Here is a 19,854-nt window from a genome sequence, read left to right on the forward strand (position 1 = left end):
TATATTACAATTTTGATTTTAATAGTATATAGAGTAGTTGTGCGTTGATGCTTTCACAAAATATATAATAATATTGAGGTAAATAATGAGTAATACAAATGAATTAACTGTAGATGTGCGTGGCAGTTTGTGTCCAAAACCTGTGATTGAAACGAAGAAGGTAAGCGATGCAAATCCAGACGCGATTATTACGACCATTGTAGATAACGAGGTGAGTCGCGATAATGTAGAGAAATTTGGGAAGTCTCGTGGCTATGATGTGGCAATTGGACAAGATGGTATAGATTTTTTCATTAAACTTACGCCGAATGTAGAACCTGCACCGGAAATTGGTTGCAAACCTATGAATTATAGTGACCGCATCATTTTGATGACGAAAGATTATCTTGGTGAAGATAGTGAGGAGCTTGGCCGTAATTTGATGAAAACCTTCTGGGTGTGCATGGTTGAAGCCGATGTGAAACCATCTACAATTTATTTCATCAATAGTAGCGTTAAAATGGTAACCAACGATTCTGTTCATTTAGATAATATTAAAAAGTTAGCTGATCTTGGTGTTGAAATTGCTGCATGTGGCATTTGTCTCGACTATTATGGTCTAAAAGATCAAGTGGGGGTAGGCTCTATTACAAACATGTATGCGATTACAGATGCTATCGTTGGGGAAAATCTTGTTAAACTATAATACTCGTATCTATGTTGTAAATGATTAAGTAATATTATTGGGGGTGAGGCGTTGAACAATAAAAAGTTGCTTGTCGTTTTTACATCCTATTATTTTGGGGATAAAGCAGATAAGATATTAACAGAACTTTCGGTGCCTCACCAACTGATGGCTACACCGCCAGAATTGAATGATATGTGTGGTTTGTCCATTCAAATAGACTTGAATACTGTAGAACAAGTTCAGACTATCCTAAAAGAACATAAGATTAGTACGTCAGGCTTATTTTGGTATGAAAAAGGGAAACCAGTTTTAGCTTATAAAGATTAAATCGATTTATTAGTATCGAAATTTATCTATATATGATAACATTAATATATAAAAATCTTATTGTATAGGAGATATACATGGTTGATTTTACCTTGCCTCGCGAATATATAGACGATATGGTCGTCCGTATGGCCCATCATAGTACAGCAATCGAGGGGAATACGTTAACACAAGGGGAAGCAAAGAGTATCCTATTAGATAATATGATACCCCGTAAAATGGATTTGCGTGAGTTCTATGAAGTATCTAATTATCGCGACTATTTAGTATTCTTGATGGAATCATATCAAGAAGTAATTACGATAGATATCATAAAAGAGACACAACGATTGTTACTAGCACATATCCGTGATGATAATGGGCAATTTAAGATTGTTCAAAACATGGTTATTGGTGCTGATTTTGAGCCAACAAAACCATATCAAGTACAAGAAGCTTTAAAAAACTGGTGTGATACCTTGCAATATCGTTTAGAGATATCCCCAAATGATGAAGAGCGGGTGCGTGCCATTATGGAACAACATTTGCAATTTGAACGTATTCATCCTTTTGCTGATGGTAATGGCCGTACAGGAAGAGCTCTTATTGTACACGCTTGCTTACAACAGAAATTAGCGCCTATTATCATTAACAAAGATGATAGAGGTGAATATATGACTCTGTTAAATGATGGTGATTTAAATGGCTTATATAAGTTAGGTCTCGATTTATTTTATAAGGAAAAAGAACGTATGATTCTATTTGGTCAAAATTTTGGCTAATGCGCATCATATGTTATGTATCTAGGTTAAGTTTTTGGAATAATGTAATGAAAGGTTGAATTTCAATGAGCAAATATGAAATAGAAAACGTAAAATTAACAGCCCCTAAATTGGATCGTAACGATTTAGAATATGCTATGACATATCGTTATGCATGTAAAAAATTCGATAGCACTAAAAAGATTTCTGACGATGATTGGAATGCGATTCTGAATGCAGCGCGTTTGTCTCCAACATCTCTTGGCTTCGAGGCGTATCAATTGTTGGTGATTCAAAATCCAGAAATTCGAGAAAAGATGAAAGCTTATGGTTGGGGTATCTTAGCAGGGCTTGAAGCCAGTCATGTAGTGGTTTTCTTAGCTCGTAAAAAGGCAGATCTTGAATTCGATTCATCATATATCCGTCATATTCAAGAAGAGGTGAAACAATTACCAGCTGAAGTTGATGCTGCATATCGTGAAAAATATGCTCAATTTACAAAAGAAGATTACAAAACATTTGAATCTGAACGTGCGGCCTTTGACTGGGCATCTAAACAAACATATATTGTAATGGCGAACATGATGACTATGGCAGCGTATGAAGGTTTAGATTCTTGTGCTTTAGAAGGTTTTAATCAAGATAAGATGACTGCACTCTTAGGTGATGAACTTGGTCTTTTCGATACTAAACATTTTGGTATTTCTGTAATGGCAGCCTTTGGTTACCGTGATGAAGAACCTCACCGTAATAAAACACGTCGTACAATGGATGAAATTGTAAAGGTCGTTGAATAGAATATATCAAAATATTTACAAGAAGAATGTTAGGACCATAGAACACTACTTTTGCTAAAGTATGCCAACTTTATATATCGAACTTCATTTAACCTTTAAAAATGAATGGTACGTTATAAATATACAGAATATTTTGAATGTTTAACATATCTGTATATTTAGATGATTTTTAAGATACATGTATATAAGCGTAAAGGAGTGATTATATGTTATGGTCAATTATTGTTGGTGGTTTTATCGGGTTCCTAGCAGGTGCCATCACTAACAAAGGCGGTGCAATGGGCGTTATCGCTAAAGTTGTTGCTGGTTTAATTGGATCGTCCGTAGGTCAGTCCCTATTTGGTACCTGGGGTCCTAGCTTAGCAGGTATGTCCTTAATTCCATCTGTATTAGGTGCAGTCATTATTGTTGCTGTAGTCTCATTTTTCTTCGGAAAAAGGGGATAGTAATCTACTTATAAAAGTAGGTCTAATATAGCTAAACGTGATTTTACATGAAAGGAGTCACTATTATGGCATTAGAAGAAAAACTCAACCAAGCTAAAGGTGCACTAAAAGAAAATGTTGGCAAATTAACTGGTGACAAAAAATTGGAATCAGAAGGTGCTGTAGAAAAAACAACTGCTAAAGTTAAAGACGTTGTAGAAGATGTTAAAGATGCTGTAGAAGGCGCACTTGACGGCTTGAAAAACTCTGTTGATAACGATAAAGAATAAACTCGTGTTTATTCAACAATCACATAAAGAAAATCTCATTAAGAGACAACAAAAACCAGTAAATCGTTCGATTTACTGGTTTTTTATTGCTATTAATTTGCATTATACGTTGAAGCGGAAGTGTGTTACGTCGCCGTCTTTCATAACATATTCCTTGCCTTCTAGGCGAACAAGGCCTTTTTCTTTAGCAGCATTTTGGCTGCCGCAAGCTTGTAAGTCATCGAAGGATACGATTTCAGCGCGGATAAAGCCTTTTTCAATATCGGAGTGAATTTTTCCAGCTGCTTGAGGTGCTTTTGTGCCGTTTACAATTGTCCATGCACGAGCTTCCATTTCACCAGCTGTAAAGTAGTTGATGAGGCCTAAGAGTGCATAACTTGCCTTGATAAGCTTAGTTAAGCCAGATTCTTCAAGACCGAGATCTTCTAGGAATGCAGCGGATTCTTCATCAGATAACTCAGCAATTTCGGATTCGATACGAGCGGATACAACAACGATGCCAGCACCTTCGTTCTTCGCGTATTCTTCTACGCGTTTTACGTGCTCGTTAGCGGAGTAATCAGATACTTCATCTTCAGAAATGTTAGCAACATAAAGAGATGGTTTTGCTGTAAGTAATGTCAACTCTTTAATCATTTCTAACTCTTCTTCGTTAAGACCTTGGGCACGAACTGGTTTTGCTTCACCGAGACCTTCGATAATGCGTTCTAGCAATGGTAACTCAGCGCGAGCATCTTTATCGCCGGATTTTGCAATTTTTTCAATGCGTTGTTTCCGTTTTTCTACGGATTCAAGGTCTGCAAGGCAGAGCTCTGTATTGATGATTTCGATGTCTCGGATTGGATCGATAGACCCTGCAACGTGAGTGATATTAGGGTCATCGAAACAACGAATAACTTGTGCAATTGCATCTACTTGACGAATATGGCTAAGGAATTTGTTACCTAAACCTTCGCCTTTAGATGCACCTTCAACGAGACCTGCAATATCTACAAATCGCATAGCAGCAGGGAGGATGCGTTTGGAACCGAACATTTCCGCTAATACAGCTAGACGACTGTCTGGAACATCAACAACACCTACGTTTGGCTCAATTGTACAGAATGGATAGTTGGCAGCCTCAGCGCCAGCTTTTGTAATAGCGTTGAATAATGTACTTTTACCAACATTTGGAAGGCCTACGATGCCTACTTCTAAATTTGTGCTCATGGTACCACCTTTATTAAAATTAATTTCGTTCTTTGTGAAAGCTTTCATTAGAAATATTGTTTCTTATAAAAGCCTTGTCAAACACATATTATATCATATTCTAATGGATATATACATTTCTATAGAATTAGTCTAGATTATTTATCAAGAAGTGCTATAATATTAGAGAGAAAGTTGAAGTTTCTTATAAAAAATAATGATAAGTAGATGTATTTATATAATAAAAATATAAGTTCTTCTTATGATTTATTTTATAGAAAATTTTGATGAGCAGATATGACTATGTCAGTGTACAGGCGGACGTGTCATTTTGATTGAACGTAAACGTCATGTAACGCTGCTAGGAAAGGAAGTTAAGTATGTTTTCTAAGTTATTTGATAGTTTTTTAGTTCACTATTTAGAACGTTTTAATGATCACTGCTTTAGTGTAAAAGTGGGTGACAATGAATATACCATTGGCGAAGGTACACCTGAGTTTACCATTCGTGTAAACCGCGATATCCCTAAGAAAGATTTGCTCGTTTCTGCTGAACTTGCACTTGGCGAAGCGTATATGCGTAAGGATATTGAAATAGAAGGCGATTTATTCAAAGCTCTTTGTGTTGTACTAGGTCATGTTAATAAAGATTCTATCAATAAAAAGGTACTTAGTTCTCTCTTTAATGTAGGTCTTAAAAAGAAAGATCAAAAACAACAAGTGTCTTCTCACTACGACCTTGGCAATGATTTTTATAGCTTATGGCTTGATAAGACGATGAGCTATTCTTGTGCGTACTTTAAACATGAAGATGATAGCTTAGAAGATGCACAATACCAAAAGGTTCATCATATTCTCGATAAATTATATTTAAAAGAAGGTATGACATTACTCGATATTGGTTGTGGTTGGGGATTCCTTTTAATTGAAGCAGCCCGTAAATATGGCGTTAAAGGCTATGGTTGTACATTGTCTGAAGAACAATGGAAGAAAGGCCAAGAACGGATTAAAGAATTCGGACTTGAAGGTCAAGTCGAAATCGAACTCATTGATTATCGTGATGTAGCGGCATCTGGTCGTACATTCGATCGTATCGTCAGCGTTGGTATGTTGGAACATGTAGGTCGTCCTAATTTCCCATTGTATATGGAGGATGCATCCACTATGTTAAATGATGGTGGTTTATTCTTGCTCCATTACATCAGTGATCCATCAGAAAAAGAATCTAGTGCATGGATTCGTAAATATATCTTCCCAGGTGGATGCTTACCGTCTCTTCGTGAAATTGTTTCTATTGCTTATGACTATGATTTTAATGTTATCGATGTTGAAAGCTTGCGCTTGCACTACTATAAAACATTGATGCATTGGTACAATAATTTCCAAGGTGTACGTGACCAAGTAGAAAAAGCTCGCGGTACTGAATTCGTTCGTATGTGGGACTTATACCTCTGTGGTTGTGCAGCAGGTTTCTATATTGGCAATATGGATTTGCATCAAATCCTTATGACAAAAGATGTTAACAATGAATTGCCATTAACACGTTGGTATTAATAGATAGATTTTAATACGAAAAAAGGACCGTCTTAAGGCGGTCCTTTTTGTGTGTCGTCATACGCTATTGTTAAATGTAAAAAGAGGATAACCGAAGTTATCCTCTTAAGGTGCGTATAGAATTATAGAGAGTGAGCTCGCAATTCTTCAGCAGAATGTGTGGAAATCCAAGCTGGTGGAATATCGAATACTGTGTAGCAACCAGTACCACCGTGTTTAGCGAGACGGTAGATACCACGAGCGTAAGCAACAAGTGCGGAGCCAGTGAATTCAGGGTTAGAATCAAGTTTTAAAGAGTATTCAACAACATGACGAGTGCCGTCAGTGCTTTCACCAGAACGAAGAACGAAGCCACCATGTGGAATACCCTTGTGGTTGCGATCAAGTTCTTCTTGGGAAATAAAGTTGACTACAGTTTCGTAACCTACGAAGTAGTTTTCCATAGTTTTGATTTCGTTTTCAATTTTTGCTTTGTCTGCATCAGGAGCAGCTACTACATAGCATTCACGAAGGTGGCCTTTGTAGCCATCAACGTCTGGAGTTTCGCCGTTGCGAATTGCTTCAAGGTATTGTTCTTTAGGAACAGTGTATTGACGAGCATCAAGAACACCATCGATACGACGGATAGCATCGGAGTGACCTTGGGACACGCCGCGGCCCCAGAATGTGTAAGATTTGCCATGAGGCAAGATGCTTTCAGCGTAAACACGTTGTAAAGAGAACATGCCTGGGTCCCAACCGCAAGAAATCAATGTAGCAGTCTTAGCTTCTTTAGCTACTTTGTCTACATTAGCAAAATGCTCAGGGATACGTGCATGTGTATCGAAGGAATCGATACAGTTGAAGTATTTAGTTACCATTGGAGTTTGTTCGATAAGGTCTGTTGCAGAACCACCGCAAAGAACCATAACATCGATCTTACCTTTGAAGTTTGGTAGATCTTCCATAGTGTATGTAGGAACACCAGACACTGTTTCTAAGCCTTTACGACGAGAAAATACGCCTACGAGTTCCATATCTGGTTGCAATTTAACAGATGCTTCTACGCCACGGCCTAAGTTGCCATAGCCTACGATACCAATACGAATTTTGCTCATATTAGCCTCCTATATAATTATAAAATGTAGTGTAATAACTAATATACTTATTATAACATAGAAATTTCTCTTTTTATAATATTCTATAGAGTTATACAGCATATATTATGTGGAGAGAATAATTCGTTTGTTATTATTCATCATTATATCGATACATTGCGTATGGGAATATACATAAAAGAAAACATCATATGTGCAAAAATTGACACATATACCCCTACTATATATACAATGAATATATGCATATTATTGTGTATAGTTTGAGGAGGTTATGAGATGAGAAGAACGATAAACCTTGCTGTTATTGCTGCTTTAATTATTACCGGTGCTAGTGCAGAGGCCATGGTGTCAGCCACTACAGTTGAAAGCCATACGGATGGAAAATCCATTGGGTTGAATTTGTGGGGTGAAAATAAACACTATACCGATGATTTGATCGTCAATGTATCTGGCCTTGGTGTAAATGGAAATAAATACCATAATAACGTTACCGGTATTTATGCTCTTGATGGATCTCAGGTTGCCATAGATAAAAATGTAAATGTAACGGTTGTAAATCCAGCACCTGCGGAAAGTGGAGAGAAGCGCAGACCAGACTTAGCACACTATTATATGAGTGGTATATATGCTGGTTATGGTGGGGTTACAAATGATGGTAATAATGATGATACTCGTATTACCGTACAAGGTAATGCCAAAGTAGATGCCATTGGCGTAGGTTTGCAAGCTAATAAGGATGGATACATTCGGATTCTAGGTGGGGCAGATGTAAAGACACATCCTTTAACGACATCTGATACATATTCTGCACTTTCAGAAGAAGGATTTGTCTATGTGAATACTGGCATGGATGGATTGAAACCAGGTGCTAAGGACGTCAATATGTATGGCAATATTGGTTTTATCAATAAAAACTATGGTATTGATAAAAATCCACACAATCATGGATCAGAAATTTCATTAGGATTAACGACACCAAATTCTAAATTAGTGGGTGGTGTACTCAATGAATTTGATGAAAGTAACAATAATCCTCATCATAGCGGTTTGAGATTGTATTTACAAAATGGTGCTACATGGCGTAATGAATGGTTAGGAGCTGAACGTGAATACCCTACACAAGGCCGACCAGATACTGCAAATTATCTCTATACAGGTAGTAAGGTAGAGCATCTTATAGGTGGTGCCACAGAAGGTAGCCGCGGCATTATCCAAGCCGTAGATGCACGGCCTATTACGATTAATAATTATGCTGGTCATACAGCTATTGATTATGAAAAAGGTGCACCTGCTGCAGAAAACGGTAAAGGTGAAATTGTAATTAATCATGCTGACCCTGGCTCTTCTGTTACATTGCGTAGTTCCGTAGAGGCTTTGAAAGAACATGCTAATGCCGAGATTCCAGGATTAGCAGAAAATCAATTTGTGAAGAAAATAGTCTACAATGGATATACGAAGGGTGAGCGAAACCTTGGTGTTAATGTGCATTTAGAAACAGGTGTGATTAGTCCTACATTAAATGCTAAACTTAGCCCGGATGATTTTGATACAGATGGACGTGCTATGGTGTCTAATAAAACCGTATTATCCACTAGTGAAAGTGAAATTGTATCCGGTGCTAAGAGTGCATTAGCATCTTCTGTTATGCAAATGCGAGCTGATACCAATGATTTACAACGCCGCTTAGGTGATGTGCGTCTTAACTCCGATAGTCAAGGCGTATGGGGCAAATATATTGGTGGTAAATCTAAAATTACAGACTCTGCCTATGTAAATCAAAATTATAATATGGCGCAATTTGGCTATGATACGAAACGAGGAAACTGGATTATAGGCGGTGCCTTCTTGTATGGTACAAACAACAGTGATTATACACTAGGTTCAGGTTCTGGTAAAACTGCTGGATTAGCAATCTATGGGGCTAAACAATTTAATGATGGCCGTTACTTAGATATTATTGCTAAAGGCAATCGTTTGAAAAATGATTTTACCGTACATAACAGTTTAGGAACGTCGTTGAGTGGTGACTACCGTAATACGGGTGCATCTTTGAGCCTTGAATATGGTAAACGTATCAAGAGAAATAATGGTTTCTATATTGACCCTAGTGCGGAATTGATTCTTAGCCGCTTATCTGGTGAAAGCTTCGATGCTCGTACGAATACAGGTAGCACGGTTCATATTAATTCTGATGCGGTTAATTCCGCTATAGGGCGCTTAGGAATTGGCATTGGTAAGGAAGCTAAGAATAGTAATGTTTTCCTTAAAGCTGCATTGGCGCATGAATTCTCTGGCAAGATGAAAGCAACCTATAGCATGGCCGGTGAACCAACGACTAATAGCGTAGTAGATTTGAAGGATACTTGGCTTGATCTTGAACTCGGTGGTTCATGGAGTTTCCGTCCAAATACATATGTATATGGAACATTTACTAAAAACTTTGGTAGTACTGTTGATACATCCTATCGTGTAGATGCGGGTATTCGTCATAACTTTTAATTAGTATCTAGATTTAAAATAAAAACGGTTGTGAAACATTCGGAGAGAAGGTTTCACAACCGTTTTGTATTACATATTTTTAGATATAAATGTATTAGAATTGTAAAGTTTTGATGCGTTCTACGGCACGGATTGTATTTTCACGGCTGCCGAATGCAGTTAAACGAAGGTAACCTTCGCCATGTGGACCGAAACCAGAGCCTGGTGTAGACACGATTTGTACCTTTTCAAGAAGACGATCGAATAATTCCCAGCTTGTCATGTTGCCAGGTGTTTTTAACCAAATATAAGGTGCATCAGTACCACCATATACAGTAAGGCCAATGGATTCGAGGCCTTCTTTGATGATGCGTGCATTTTCTTTGTAGTAAGCGATGTTTGCGCGAGTTTGTTCGCGGCCTTCTTTGGAATATACTGCTTCAGCACCACGTTGAACGATATAAGGTACGCCGTTAAATTTAGTGCATTGACGACGGTTCCACATAGGATTCAAAGGTTGACGTTCACCAGATTTAGTTTTGCCTGTTACTTCTTTTGGAACGACTGCGTAGGCACAACGTGTACCTGTAAAGCCAGCAGTTTTAGAGAAGGAACGGAATTCAATAGCTACTTCGCGGGCACCTTCGATTTCATAGATAGATTTAACAGTGTCTTCTGTGCTGATGAAAGCTTCATAAGCGGAGTCGAACATCAAGATCGCGTCGTTTTCTTTACACCATTTAATCCATTCGGCTAAGCGTGCACGGCTGAGTACTGTGCCTGTAGGATTGTTTGGAGAGCAAAGATATACGATATCTACACGTTCAGCAGGAAATTCTGGAGAGAAATTATTTTCTGCAAATGTAGGAAGATATACAACCTTTTCGAACATACCATCAACGGCTTGGCCTGTACGACCGCCCATAACGTTGGAATCAAGGTATACAGGGTATACAGGGTCGGTGATAGCGATGATATTATCTTCGCTGAATAATTCTTGGATATTACCAACGTCGGATTTTGCGCCGTCAGAAACGAATACTTCGTCCATACTAATTTCGATGCCATATGGTTTGTAATCGCCTTCGATGATTGCTTTACGAAGGAAATCATAACCTTGTTCAGGACCATAACCGCGGAATGTTTCAGCTTTGCCCATTTCTTGAACAGCCTTAGTCATAGCATCTACGATAGCAGGTACTAAAGGCAATGTTACATCGCCGATACCAAGACGAATAATGTCAGCATCTGGATGAGCTGCTTGGTAATCCGCTACTTTTTTAGCAATGTTAGCAAATAAATAAGAACCTTGTAGGTTTAAATAGTTTTCATTAATATTAGCCATGATGACTCCTTTTATAATTAGAATTCTCTATATATAGTAAAATATATAAGGGATTGGCGCAAGAGGTTTCTATAGAATTTTAAATCTATTATATCATTAATGATAATGAGCCGTTTATTATATAGGACCTACTTGCTTTCATTATTAATTTAGGTTATAATAGTAGAGCTTATTAATGGTAAGCACTTCCTACCCCTATGTGTCGATAGGGGCATTAGTCCGAAAGAGGAGGTGATTTTGTATGAACAAATACGAAGTCATGGTTATTGTGAAACCAGCTGAAGAAGAAGCAACTAACGCTGTCATTGAAAAAGTGGAAGCTTTAATTGCTCGTGTAGGCGGCACAGTAGAAAAGGTAGATCGTTGGGGCAAGCGTCGTCTTGCTTACGCAGTGAAAAAATTCACTGACGGTTTCTACGTATTGGTTAATTTCGAAGCTGATCCAGCTGAAATTAAAGAAATTGACCGTGTGTTGAAAATCAACGATGATGTCTTAAGACACCTGATTGTTAAACACGATGCATAATTAAAGCCTGGAGGAGAAAAGATGAACTCTGTACAAATTCTAGGTAATTTAGCTCGTGATCCTGAAGTACGTTTTACTAAAACTGGTAGAGCAGTGGCAACTTTCACAGTAGCTGCTACTAATACTTATGTTGACTCTACGACCAATGAAACGAAAGAACAAACTGCTTTCATTAATTGCGTTGCATGGGGCAAACTTGGTGAAGCGGCAGGTAATCTTCGTAAGGGCAGTCGCTGCTTTGTAGAAGGTCGCTTGCAAACTCGTTCCTACGAGACTCAGGATGGTCAAAAACGTTACGTTACTGAAGTGGTAGCGAACTTTGTGGGCCAATCCCTTGATATGAATACTAATTCTTTCGATGGTGGGTCCAATTTTGATAGTTTCAGTACAGGCGGCGATGACGAACACATCCCGTTCTAGTGTCCGAGACTCCTACTAATTCGAAAAGGAGGATTCGCAATGAGAAGAGATAGAGGCAGAAAGCCAAGAAGAAAAGTATGCGTTTTCTGTGCAGACCATATCGATCAAATCGACTATAAAGATGTTGCAAAACTTCGTCGTTTCACGACTGAACGCGGCAAAATCTTACCTCGTCGTATTTCCGGTACTTGCGCAAAACATCAACGCAAATTGACTACATCTATCAAACGTGCACGTGCAATCGCTTTATTGCCATTCACTGCAGAATAATTGATGAATCAAGGCGGTATAACCATTTGGTTGTACCGCCTTTTTGCTACATAAAGAGCTGGTTCTGTATGGACTGGCTCTTTTTCTTAGATTGTGGTATATTTTGCAGGAAAACGGTGTTTCTGTAGAACAAATTGTAGCTGATGTAAAAGCATTGCTAAGTTAAAATCGCTACAGAATATAACTTATATAAATATTGTTTATAAATGAATTGAAAAGTAGTAGTACTTTCTAATTAGCATAGAAACTACTACTTTTTGAATATATGAATATGAGTTATAAATAGTATTTATAAATAAAATATTTTATAGTTTTTTATCAATATGACTATAAATAATAGATGAAGTAGTATATAATAAAAATAGACTGACCCATTTGGATGTATGATACAGTTTTACTAATTTATAAATCTGTATTGGTTAGTATATGAACGTAAACGTGCTTTTGTTGGTGTGTAAAGGGAGATTTGGAAACATTGAAAAAGGTTTTAACTTTGGCCGTGGCTTTGGCTGTAGTCAGCAGTGGTTATCTGTGTGAGGTAAATGGTGCCGCAGAACCGATAACCAAAAAAGCGCCTTCCATCTCAGAATTTAATATATATGTGCCAAAAGAGCTCAATGAACGTCAAAAAGATCTTGTTGAAATCGGACGTTATACAGCTAGCGGAGATCTTGGCTCCTTGAGAGAAACGATTATTTCTGCTATTGAACGCGGTACTTTGACACCTCAAGAGGTAAGTATTGCCATTCGTCAGTTGTACTCTGCAGCGGGTTTAAAGCAAATGAATGCGGCTCTTGCTACATTTGAGCAACTTCGCGAAGAACGCCCTGAGTTTGGTGTAGATTATGATAAACTTGTGCCAAAGCGAGTGGGCTTAAGTGCTCTACTAGGTAATGGCTCAAATAGTACAAATATGGCTGCCAAAATTAAAGCTGATGAAGCATCAACAGCTGTAAAATATAATACATTCCGTATTAAAAAGCCAAAACCACAAAATAGAAACAGATCACGTCTAGGCAAACTTGATCGTGAACTCGTAGCAGCAGCGGCATTAGGTACTCGTGTTGGTAAATCAAATGCGGTGTTTGCTACATCTAAGAAAAGTTTAACAGAGCTTGGCTTGAGCCCACAACAAATTGAATACTTAGAAAATATGCTATCTAATTAATGATGAGCCCTTGTCTTTTCATAATGACAGGGGCTTTTTTATATTACTAATTGACGTAAAGTAAAGCATTTTTCTATAATAATAAGGATAGGTAACAATTAGTTATGTAATATAGTACTTTCAGAATAGACATATAAGGAGTAACGATGCGTCTTCGTAGAAAACCGTGGATTGATGAGGCTATCCGCGAGTATGATTCACACATTATTTTATCAGGACAAGAGGCTTATAAAGGCAGATGGAGAGAGGCTTTTTCGCATCCAGAAAGACCATTATACATGGAACTAGGCACAGGTAAAGGACGATTCATTGCGGGCATGTCTGAAGCATATCCAGATGCAAATTTTGTTGGTTTTGAGGTTCAAATCGGTGTAATTTACTATGCAGCACAAAAGATTTTCGAAGCTCAACGGGATAATGCAAAAGTATCTTTGTTTGATATTGCAGGCATTGAAGAAATTGTAGCCCCTGAAGAAGTAGATCGATTCTATATCAATTTCTGTGATCCATGGCCTAAGGCTAAGCATGCTAAGCGTCGCTTAACATATCATACATTCCTTGACCGCTATGCACGTTTGTTAAAAGATAATGGCGAAGTGCACTTTAAAACCGATAATGAAGACTTGTTTATGTTCTCTCTAGAGGAGTTCAAAAATTGTGGGTGGGAACTCAAGAATGTCACCTATGATTTACATAGTACAGATTTACCGAATGTAAAAACGGAATATGAAGAGAAGTTTAGCGCAAAGGGACAACCTATTTTCCGATTAGAAGCAGTGAAACCGACTGTTACTAAGGAGGCATAATATGGTGCAAAAAGGGGAAAAGAAGGGACACTTTTGGGAGAAAGTGTTTAAGAACGACCTACAAGGCATGTTATTGCCTATAGCGCTTATGGCCTTGATTGGTAGCATTAATATCTTTAGTGCCACCTATGTTGGGTCGATTACAACAGATACTGGATTGTTGGGCTATGCACCGAGACATTTAGGTTATTTATTGGCTTCTGCTATTTTGGGTGTCCTTTTGTATCGATTTGATTATCGTCGATTACAAAATGCTAAATTACTGACCTGGATAATGGGATTGACCGCAGTATCCTTAGTGGCTATATATTTGGTCGGTGTAGAGGTCAATGGTGCGCGCCGGTGGATTTCTCTTGGCCTATTCTCGTTCCAGCCATCAGAGTTTGCTAAATTGGCTGCACTCATGTGGACAGCAGCTAAATTGGCGGATAAACCGTGGGTAAAACCTAGATTTACATCTATGATTAAACCTAAGAAGGGTTTGTCTCAAAAAGAGGTAGCATTAGGTTATATTTTTGAACGCGTAAGATATATGTGCTATATGTTGCTTTGGCCAATCATATTTGCTTTGCTCACCATTAAACAGCCGGATATGGGGACTGCCGTATTGATTATAGGTTTCTCATACCTGTTAATATTCTTATCTGGCTTTGAGAAAAGTATATTTGGCTTATCCTTGATGGGTGCTATTGTCGTAGGTATTTATGCTGCTCGTAGTAGTTCATATCGGTGGGAACGCGTTGTATCTTGGTTTGATCCCTGGTCCTATGCACAGGATAAAGGCTATCAAACTGTACAAGGTTTGTTAGCCGTAGGCTCAGGTGGGTTCTTTGGACAAGGCCTTCTGAATGGTACGTCAAAGTATTTCTATCTGCCTGAAGCACATACGGACTTTGCCTTCGCTGTTTGGGCACAGGAAATGGGATTTTTAGGCGGTATTCTGGTCGTATTCTTAATGGCCATGTTTACGTATTTTGGATTCCGTATTGCTAATAGAGCACGCGATGCTTTTGGTAGATGGTTAGCCATTGGGATTACGATTCTCATCAGTGGTCAAGCATTCTTCAATATCGCCATGGTTTGTGGTATGTTGCCTGTAACAGGTGTGCCATTGCCATTCGTTAGCTATGGTGGTTCTTCTCTAATGATGAATTGTTTAGCTATCGGTATTTTAGCAAGTATTGCGAGACGTGGCGTAGAAGGTGTTAAAGCAGTAGGTAATAAGGAAACGTTGCCGTCGTTGCGCGAGGAAACGCAGAGTCGGTTTAGACCGAATAGAACGGTTGAATCTAAATTACCGGGACGTTTTGTACCACCAAATAAACGATAATATATGTGTTGTGTATGAGGGAAAATTATGAACGATTTTATTGATATTCAAGAACGCCCATCATTGGGTAAATTATTACCACTTAGCTTTCAACATTTATTTGCTATGTTTGGCTCTACCGTACTTGTACCGTATTTGTTGAAAGTCGATCCAGCAACGGCATTATTTATGAATGGTATTGGTACATTGCTATACTTATTTGTATGTAAAGGCAAGATTCCAGCCTATTTAGGCTCTAGTTTTGCTTTTATTGCTCCTGTCAGTGCGGTATTGGCTGCAGGCTTGGGTTATGAGGCCGCTAAAGGTGCCTTTGTTGTATTTGGCTTATCCTTTGTTATTTTATCGTTCTTAGTTCGCTATATTGGTATCGGTTGGATTGATAAATTATTCCCACCAGCTGCGATGGGGGCTATCGTTGCTATCATCGGTCTTGAACTAGCTCCAGTCGCTATGGGTATGGCTGGACTTATCGGTGATCAAAATCTTGGCATGTCTCATGAGCAGGCTATCATAGTATCTATGTTCTCCTTGATTGTGACCTTGTTAGGAACCGTCGTATTCCGAGGATTCCTTGCTGTAATTCCTGTGCTTATCGGCGTAGTGGCAGGTTATATCTTATCTGCTATCATGGGCGTTGTCGATTTCTCCGCTGTTGAAGCGGCACCATGGTTCTCGCTACCACAGTTTTATGGTATGCCTGAATTTGATATCAATGCCATCGTCATGATTATGCCAGCATTATTTGTAGTATTTGCGGAACACGTGGGTCACCTTGTTGTTACAAGTAACATCGTATCAAAAGATCTTATGAAAGAACCTGGCTTAGAACGTTCTTTATTAGGTGATGGCCTTGCCAATATTCTTTCTGGTTTCTTTGGGGCTACACCAAATACAACGTATGGTGAAAATATTGGAGTACTAGCAATTACACGGTGCTTTAGCGTTTGGGTTATCGGCGGTGCAGCTATATTGGCTATGATTATTTCCTTCGTGGGCAAGGTAGCCGCTCTTATTCATGCCATTCCAATCCCTGTTATGGGTGGTGTATCGATTCTATTGTTCGGTATCATCGCGGCTTCTGGCTTGCGTATGCTCGTAGAACGCAAGGTAGACTATACAAATCCTGTTAACATGATTCTTACATCTGTTATTCTTGTTGTAGGCCTTAGTGGTGCACAGCTCGTAATTGGTCCTGTTGTTTTAAAAGGAATGGGCTTGGCCACTGTTGTAGGTATGGGGATGAGCATTGTACTTCTTATCCTACAAAAAACAGGTATTGGTAATGATCAATTAAAGAAAACGGATGTATAATTGATTATACATTTAACTATATAGCAAGACTTATAATTAACGCGTAGCTTTTCGGCTACGCGTTTTTGTATAGTGGGCCTTTATATATATCATAGAAGCGTGTCTATTGGAAAAATATAAATGGCTATTGTATAATATATTGTATGAAATGTTTTGTGAAAGGAGGTTTATATGGATTATATTTTTTGGCTTATTATAGGTCTCGTATTGATGGCTATTGAACTAGTTATACCTGGTGGTATTGCGGGTCTTATCGGGTACTGTTTGTTTATGTGGGGCGTATTTATCGGCCTTGGTGGTACAGATATAGCCTTATATGCGGTGCTTGGTATCACGATTGTATTAGTCGTGGTATTATTAACCTTCTTTAATCACTTTTCAAAAACTTGGATTGGCAAGCTCTTTACCTTAGGGCAACGATCTACCACAAAAGCTGGATATGTGTCTAATGATGTATTAAAGGATCTAGCTGGCAAGGAGGGCATAGCGCATACAACATTACGCCCTGCAGGTATTGCTAAAATTGATGGTAATTTAGTGGATGTTGTAACCGAAGGGGACTTCATCGATGCCGGTTCACCCATTGTGGTGCTTCGTGTTGTAGGTGGCCGCAATATTGTTAGAAAGCGCGATTAAGCTTTCACCACATCGTCGTAAATAATGGAGGTTATTATGGATGTAGGTATTTTAATTTTGATTCCCATTCTACTGATTGGGATTATGGTATTCTTGTATGTTGTGCCATTAGGCCTTTGGGTATCCGCGTTGGCAGCCGGTGTTAACGTAGGCATTTTTACATTAGTTGGTATGCGTTTACGTCGTGTAAATCCATCTCAAATTGTAATGCCTTTAATTAAGGCGAATAAAGCGGGTCTTGAGGTTAATGTAAATCAATTGGAAGCACATTACCTTGCTGGCGGTGACGTTGACCGCGTTGTAGATGCATTAATCGCTGCTGAACGCGCATCTATTCCGTTGACATTTGAACGTTCTGCTGCTATAGACCTCGCTGGTCGTGATGTATTGGAAGCGGTTCAAATGTCCGTTAATCCTAAGGTGATTGAAACACCAATCATTTCTGCAGTGGCAAAAAATGGTATTGAACTTAAGGTTCGTGCTCGCGTAACGGTACGTGCTAATATTGATCGCCTCGTTGGTGGTGCTGGTGAAGCTACAATTATCGCCCGTGTTGGTGAAGGTATCGTAACAACGGTAGGTTCTTCTGAAGAGCATACAGATGTATTGGAAAATCCAGATCACATTTCTCGTACTGTATTGGGTAAAGGCCTTGATGCGGGTACTGCATTCGAAATCTTATCCATTGATATCGCTGACGTAGACGTAGGACGTAACATTGGTGCTCAATTGCAAACAGACCAAGCGGAAGCAGATAAAAAAATCGCACAAGCTCGTGCCGAAGAACGCCGTGCTATGGCAGTTGCTACAGAACAAGAAATGCGTGCTAAAACACAAGATATGCAAGCTAAGGTAGTGGAAGCACAAGCTGAAGTTCCTAAAGCATTGGCAGAAGCTTTCAGAAACGGTAATCTCGGCGTTATGGATTACTACAATATGAATAATATTATTGCAGACACTAAGATGCGTGAGAATTTAGCAGATGGTGAATAGGAGTAGCTATGGACTCTATTTTGTCTACAGTACTATCGGCCTTTACGCATAATCCTATATTTGTTCTAGCTATAATTGCTTATATCGTGTTCTCCTTTTTGAAAAGCTCAAAGACTGAAGATGCTGATGAGTATGAAACCTCAGGTGCTGAAAAGACTTGGGAGGATATGGAGCGTGAATACGGTATTTCTATTGAACGTAAAATAGAAGAACCTCCGGTTAATGCTACATCTAATGATGCTGTCTATCAGTCGTCTAATACTCAAATTTCTTATAATCAATCTGCAGAACAACCTAAAAAAGAGCAATATAAACAACGAGAAGAACATAAAGTATCTACTAGTAAAACGGTTGCAGTTTCTACATTGACTGAGCGCCTAGCAGAATTTAAGCGCCAAAAAGCAATGGAAGAAGTAAAGATTCCTCTTGTTGATGTAGAGACTCATACGAAGCCTGTAACGAAGAAGGCTCGCAAGTCGCGTCATGATATTAAAGAAGGTATGAAATGGGCTTTTATATTAGAAAAGCCGAAGGCATTGCGTCATAGGGTTCGATAATGTATATCTGTTCCTGATAAAGGCAGGGTTCCCAATGGTCACCGGGGTGACTATTGGGAACCCTTTTTCTATTGCTAAGACTAAAACTAGCCTTTCATAATAAGTGTAATAGGTGTGTGGATATAGTTCGCCTAAATTATGTGAAAGGAGCGATTATATGTATCGCAGCGTACGAAATATTCCAAAACAATTATTAGAGAATCTATATGTTAAAGAGAAATGGACCTTACGAGACATTGCCGATTATATTGGGTGTAGTGTAGATACAATTGTAAGGCGTATGCAGATGTATAAGATTGCGCGACGTGAAACGCGTAAAGATATCAATCGCGCAACCTTGGTAAATTTATATGAAGTGAGTCATACGAGTATTGAAGCCTTGGCCCGTCGTTTTAATGTATCCACTGCGACCATATCTAATCGATTACATGAGTATGGACTGTTGTGTACTCATGACCATTCTATACATAGTGTAGAACCAGATCGTATTAAAAAGGCTTATGAAAGTGGTAATAGTACAACTCGTATTGCCCATATGATGGGGCTTTCACGATGGAAGGTATTACATATCTTACATCACATGGGTGTCAATATACGCGGTGGGCGGCGTAAGGTGATGCCTATCGATGAAATGAGCTATTTATATAGCTATCATGGGTTGAGTACAAAGGATATAGGTATTGCCTATCAACTGCAAGCTAATACGGTTGCCTTATATTTACGAGAATCTGGTGTTGCTTTGCGTGGTAAACGGTTAGAGGTAGATACGAATGAGATTAGTAGATTACGGATGGAAGGATTATCCATTGCAGCTATCGCACGACAACTCGAATGTTCCCCGTCTGTTATAAGAAACCGATTAAAGCAGCAACAATCTTAGTAAAGACGTAGTATAGTATGGTGTCGTATGGTAAATCTGTATAAACCTCA

22 protein-coding genes are annotated in these 19,854 nt (G+C 38.7%); 19 read left to right on the forward strand and 3 right to left on the reverse strand.

Annotation, left to right across the window (positions count from 1 at the left end; genetic code table 11):
- Positions 1-85: 85 nt before the first annotated feature.
- The 6 genes from yedF to VAHSUH02_RS00460 all read left to right on the forward strand — a co-directional run bounded on the left by yedF (position 86) and on the right by VAHSUH02_RS00460 (position 3,246).
- A complete protein-coding gene (gene yedF / locus VAHSUH02_RS00435) occupies positions 86-685 on the forward strand; it encodes a sulfurtransferase-like selenium metabolism protein YedF (protein ID WP_005379487.1) in 600 nt (199 codons plus the stop codon).
- 51 nt (positions 686-736) lie between these two features.
- Positions 737-994 carry a putative Se/S carrier protein gene (locus VAHSUH02_RS00440; RefSeq protein ID WP_005382127.1) on the forward strand — a complete coding sequence of 86 codons (258 nt, stop codon included), beginning with the start codon at positions 737-739 and terminating at the stop codon, positions 992-994.
- A 77-nt stretch (positions 995-1,071) separates the two neighbouring features.
- Positions 1,072-1,755 carry a Fic family protein gene (locus VAHSUH02_RS00445; protein ID WP_005382128.1) on the forward strand — a complete coding sequence of 228 codons (684 nt, stop codon included), beginning with the start codon at positions 1,072-1,074 and terminating at the stop codon, positions 1,753-1,755.
- 65 nt (positions 1,756-1,820) lie between these two features.
- A complete protein-coding gene (locus VAHSUH02_RS00450) occupies positions 1,821-2,531 on the forward strand; it encodes an NAD(P)H-dependent oxidoreductase (protein ID WP_005382129.1) in 711 nt (236 codons plus the stop codon).
- 206 nt (positions 2,532-2,737) lie between these two features.
- Complete coding sequence (locus tag VAHSUH02_RS00455) at positions 2,738-2,977, forward strand: GlsB/YeaQ/YmgE family stress response membrane protein (RefSeq protein WP_005379503.1); 240 nt, start codon at positions 2,738-2,740, stop codon at positions 2,975-2,977.
- A 65-nt stretch (positions 2,978-3,042) separates the two neighbouring features.
- Positions 3,043-3,246, forward strand: coding sequence for a CsbD family protein (locus VAHSUH02_RS00460; RefSeq protein WP_005379485.1), 204 nt, complete (start codon positions 3,043-3,045; stop codon positions 3,244-3,246).
- A 102-nt stretch (positions 3,247-3,348) separates the two neighbouring features.
- Here the strand turns inward: VAHSUH02_RS00460 and ychF are convergent, their stop codons facing one another.
- Positions 3,349-4,455 carry a redox-regulated ATPase YchF gene (gene ychF / locus VAHSUH02_RS00465; protein WP_038141582.1) on the reverse strand — a complete coding sequence of 369 codons (1,107 nt, stop codon included), beginning with the start codon at positions 4,453-4,455 and terminating at the stop codon, positions 3,349-3,351.
- Between the two features lie 359 nt (positions 4,456-4,814).
- Between ychF and VAHSUH02_RS00470 the strand changes: the two genes are divergently transcribed.
- The gene (locus VAHSUH02_RS00470; protein ID WP_005382132.1) at positions 4,815-5,987 is read left to right on the forward strand and encodes an SAM-dependent methyltransferase; all 1,173 of its coding nucleotides are present in this window, start codon (positions 4,815-4,817) and stop codon (positions 5,985-5,987) included.
- Positions 5,988-6,109: 122 nt separating this feature from the next.
- On the opposite strand, the gene VAHSUH02_RS00475 is transcribed toward VAHSUH02_RS00470, so the two are convergent.
- Positions 6,110-7,084 carry a diaminopimelate dehydrogenase gene (locus VAHSUH02_RS00475; RefSeq protein ID WP_005379726.1) on the reverse strand — a complete coding sequence of 325 codons (975 nt, stop codon included), beginning with the start codon at positions 7,082-7,084 and terminating at the stop codon, positions 6,110-6,112.
- 276 nt (positions 7,085-7,360) lie between these two features.
- Here VAHSUH02_RS00475 and VAHSUH02_RS00480 point away from each other — a divergent pair, with 276 nt between their 5' ends.
- Positions 7,361-9,583, forward strand: a complete 2,223-nt coding sequence (locus VAHSUH02_RS00480) for an autotransporter outer membrane beta-barrel domain-containing protein (protein WP_005382133.1) — start codon at positions 7,361-7,363, stop codon at positions 9,581-9,583.
- 94 nt (positions 9,584-9,677) lie between these two features.
- Here VAHSUH02_RS00480 and VAHSUH02_RS00485 read toward each other — a convergent pair whose 3' ends face one another.
- Positions 9,678-10,907 carry an LL-diaminopimelate aminotransferase gene (locus tag VAHSUH02_RS00485; RefSeq protein WP_005382134.1) on the reverse strand — a complete coding sequence of 410 codons (1,230 nt, stop codon included), beginning with the start codon at positions 10,905-10,907 and terminating at the stop codon, positions 9,678-9,680.
- Between the two features lie 241 nt (positions 10,908-11,148).
- Here VAHSUH02_RS00485 and rpsF point away from each other — a divergent pair, with 241 nt between their 5' ends.
- From rpsF to VAHSUH02_RS00540, 11 genes are all read left to right on the forward strand, one after another.
- Positions 11,149-11,433, forward strand: a complete 285-nt coding sequence (gene rpsF, locus VAHSUH02_RS00490) for a 30S ribosomal protein S6 (protein WP_005377647.1) — start codon at positions 11,149-11,151, stop codon at positions 11,431-11,433.
- A gap of 21 nt (positions 11,434-11,454) precedes the next feature.
- A complete protein-coding gene (locus VAHSUH02_RS00495; protein WP_005382135.1) occupies positions 11,455-11,853 on the forward strand; it encodes a single-stranded DNA-binding protein in 399 nt (132 codons plus the stop codon).
- A gap of 39 nt (positions 11,854-11,892) precedes the next feature.
- Positions 11,893-12,123, forward strand: coding sequence for a 30S ribosomal protein S18 (gene rpsR / locus VAHSUH02_RS00500; RefSeq protein WP_004693795.1), 231 nt, complete (start codon positions 11,893-11,895; stop codon positions 12,121-12,123).
- 475 nt (positions 12,124-12,598) lie between these two features.
- Complete coding sequence (locus tag VAHSUH02_RS00505; protein WP_005377675.1) at positions 12,599-13,291, forward strand: hypothetical protein; 693 nt, start codon at positions 12,599-12,601, stop codon at positions 13,289-13,291.
- Positions 13,292-13,437: 146 nt separating this feature from the next.
- Positions 13,438-14,097 carry a tRNA (guanosine(46)-N7)-methyltransferase TrmB gene (trmB, locus tag VAHSUH02_RS00510; RefSeq protein WP_005380282.1) on the forward strand — a complete coding sequence of 220 codons (660 nt, stop codon included), beginning with the start codon at positions 13,438-13,440 and terminating at the stop codon, positions 14,095-14,097.
- Position 14,098: 1 nt separating this feature from the next.
- Positions 14,099-15,427 (forward strand): FtsW/RodA/SpoVE family cell cycle protein, encoded by a 1,329-nt coding sequence (locus VAHSUH02_RS00515; protein WP_005382137.1) that lies wholly within the window; start codon positions 14,099-14,101, stop codon positions 15,425-15,427.
- A 27-nt stretch (positions 15,428-15,454) separates the two neighbouring features.
- Complete coding sequence (gene uraA, locus VAHSUH02_RS00520) at positions 15,455-16,738, forward strand: uracil permease (RefSeq protein ID WP_005377680.1); 1,284 nt, start codon at positions 15,455-15,457, stop codon at positions 16,736-16,738.
- A gap of 171 nt (positions 16,739-16,909) precedes the next feature.
- Positions 16,910-17,374, forward strand: a complete 465-nt coding sequence (locus VAHSUH02_RS00525) for an NfeD family protein (RefSeq protein WP_005382138.1) — start codon at positions 16,910-16,912, stop codon at positions 17,372-17,374.
- A gap of 36 nt (positions 17,375-17,410) precedes the next feature.
- Entirely contained in the window at positions 17,411-18,367 is a 957-nt protein-coding gene (floA, locus tag VAHSUH02_RS00530; RefSeq protein WP_005377705.1) for a flotillin-like protein FloA, read from the forward strand.
- Between the two features lie 8 nt (positions 18,368-18,375).
- Positions 18,376-18,924, forward strand: a complete 549-nt coding sequence (locus tag VAHSUH02_RS00535; RefSeq protein WP_005382140.1) for a hypothetical protein — start codon at positions 18,376-18,378, stop codon at positions 18,922-18,924.
- 157 nt (positions 18,925-19,081) lie between these two features.
- Positions 19,082-19,804 (forward strand): helix-turn-helix domain-containing protein, encoded by a 723-nt coding sequence (locus tag VAHSUH02_RS00540; protein WP_005382142.1) that lies wholly within the window; start codon positions 19,082-19,084, stop codon positions 19,802-19,804.
- Positions 19,805-19,854 lie beyond the last annotated feature (50 nt).

The organism is Veillonella atypica KON (genome assembly GCF_002959915.1).
Lineage (GTDB): Bacteria > Bacillota > Negativicutes > Veillonellales > Veillonellaceae > Veillonella > Veillonella atypica.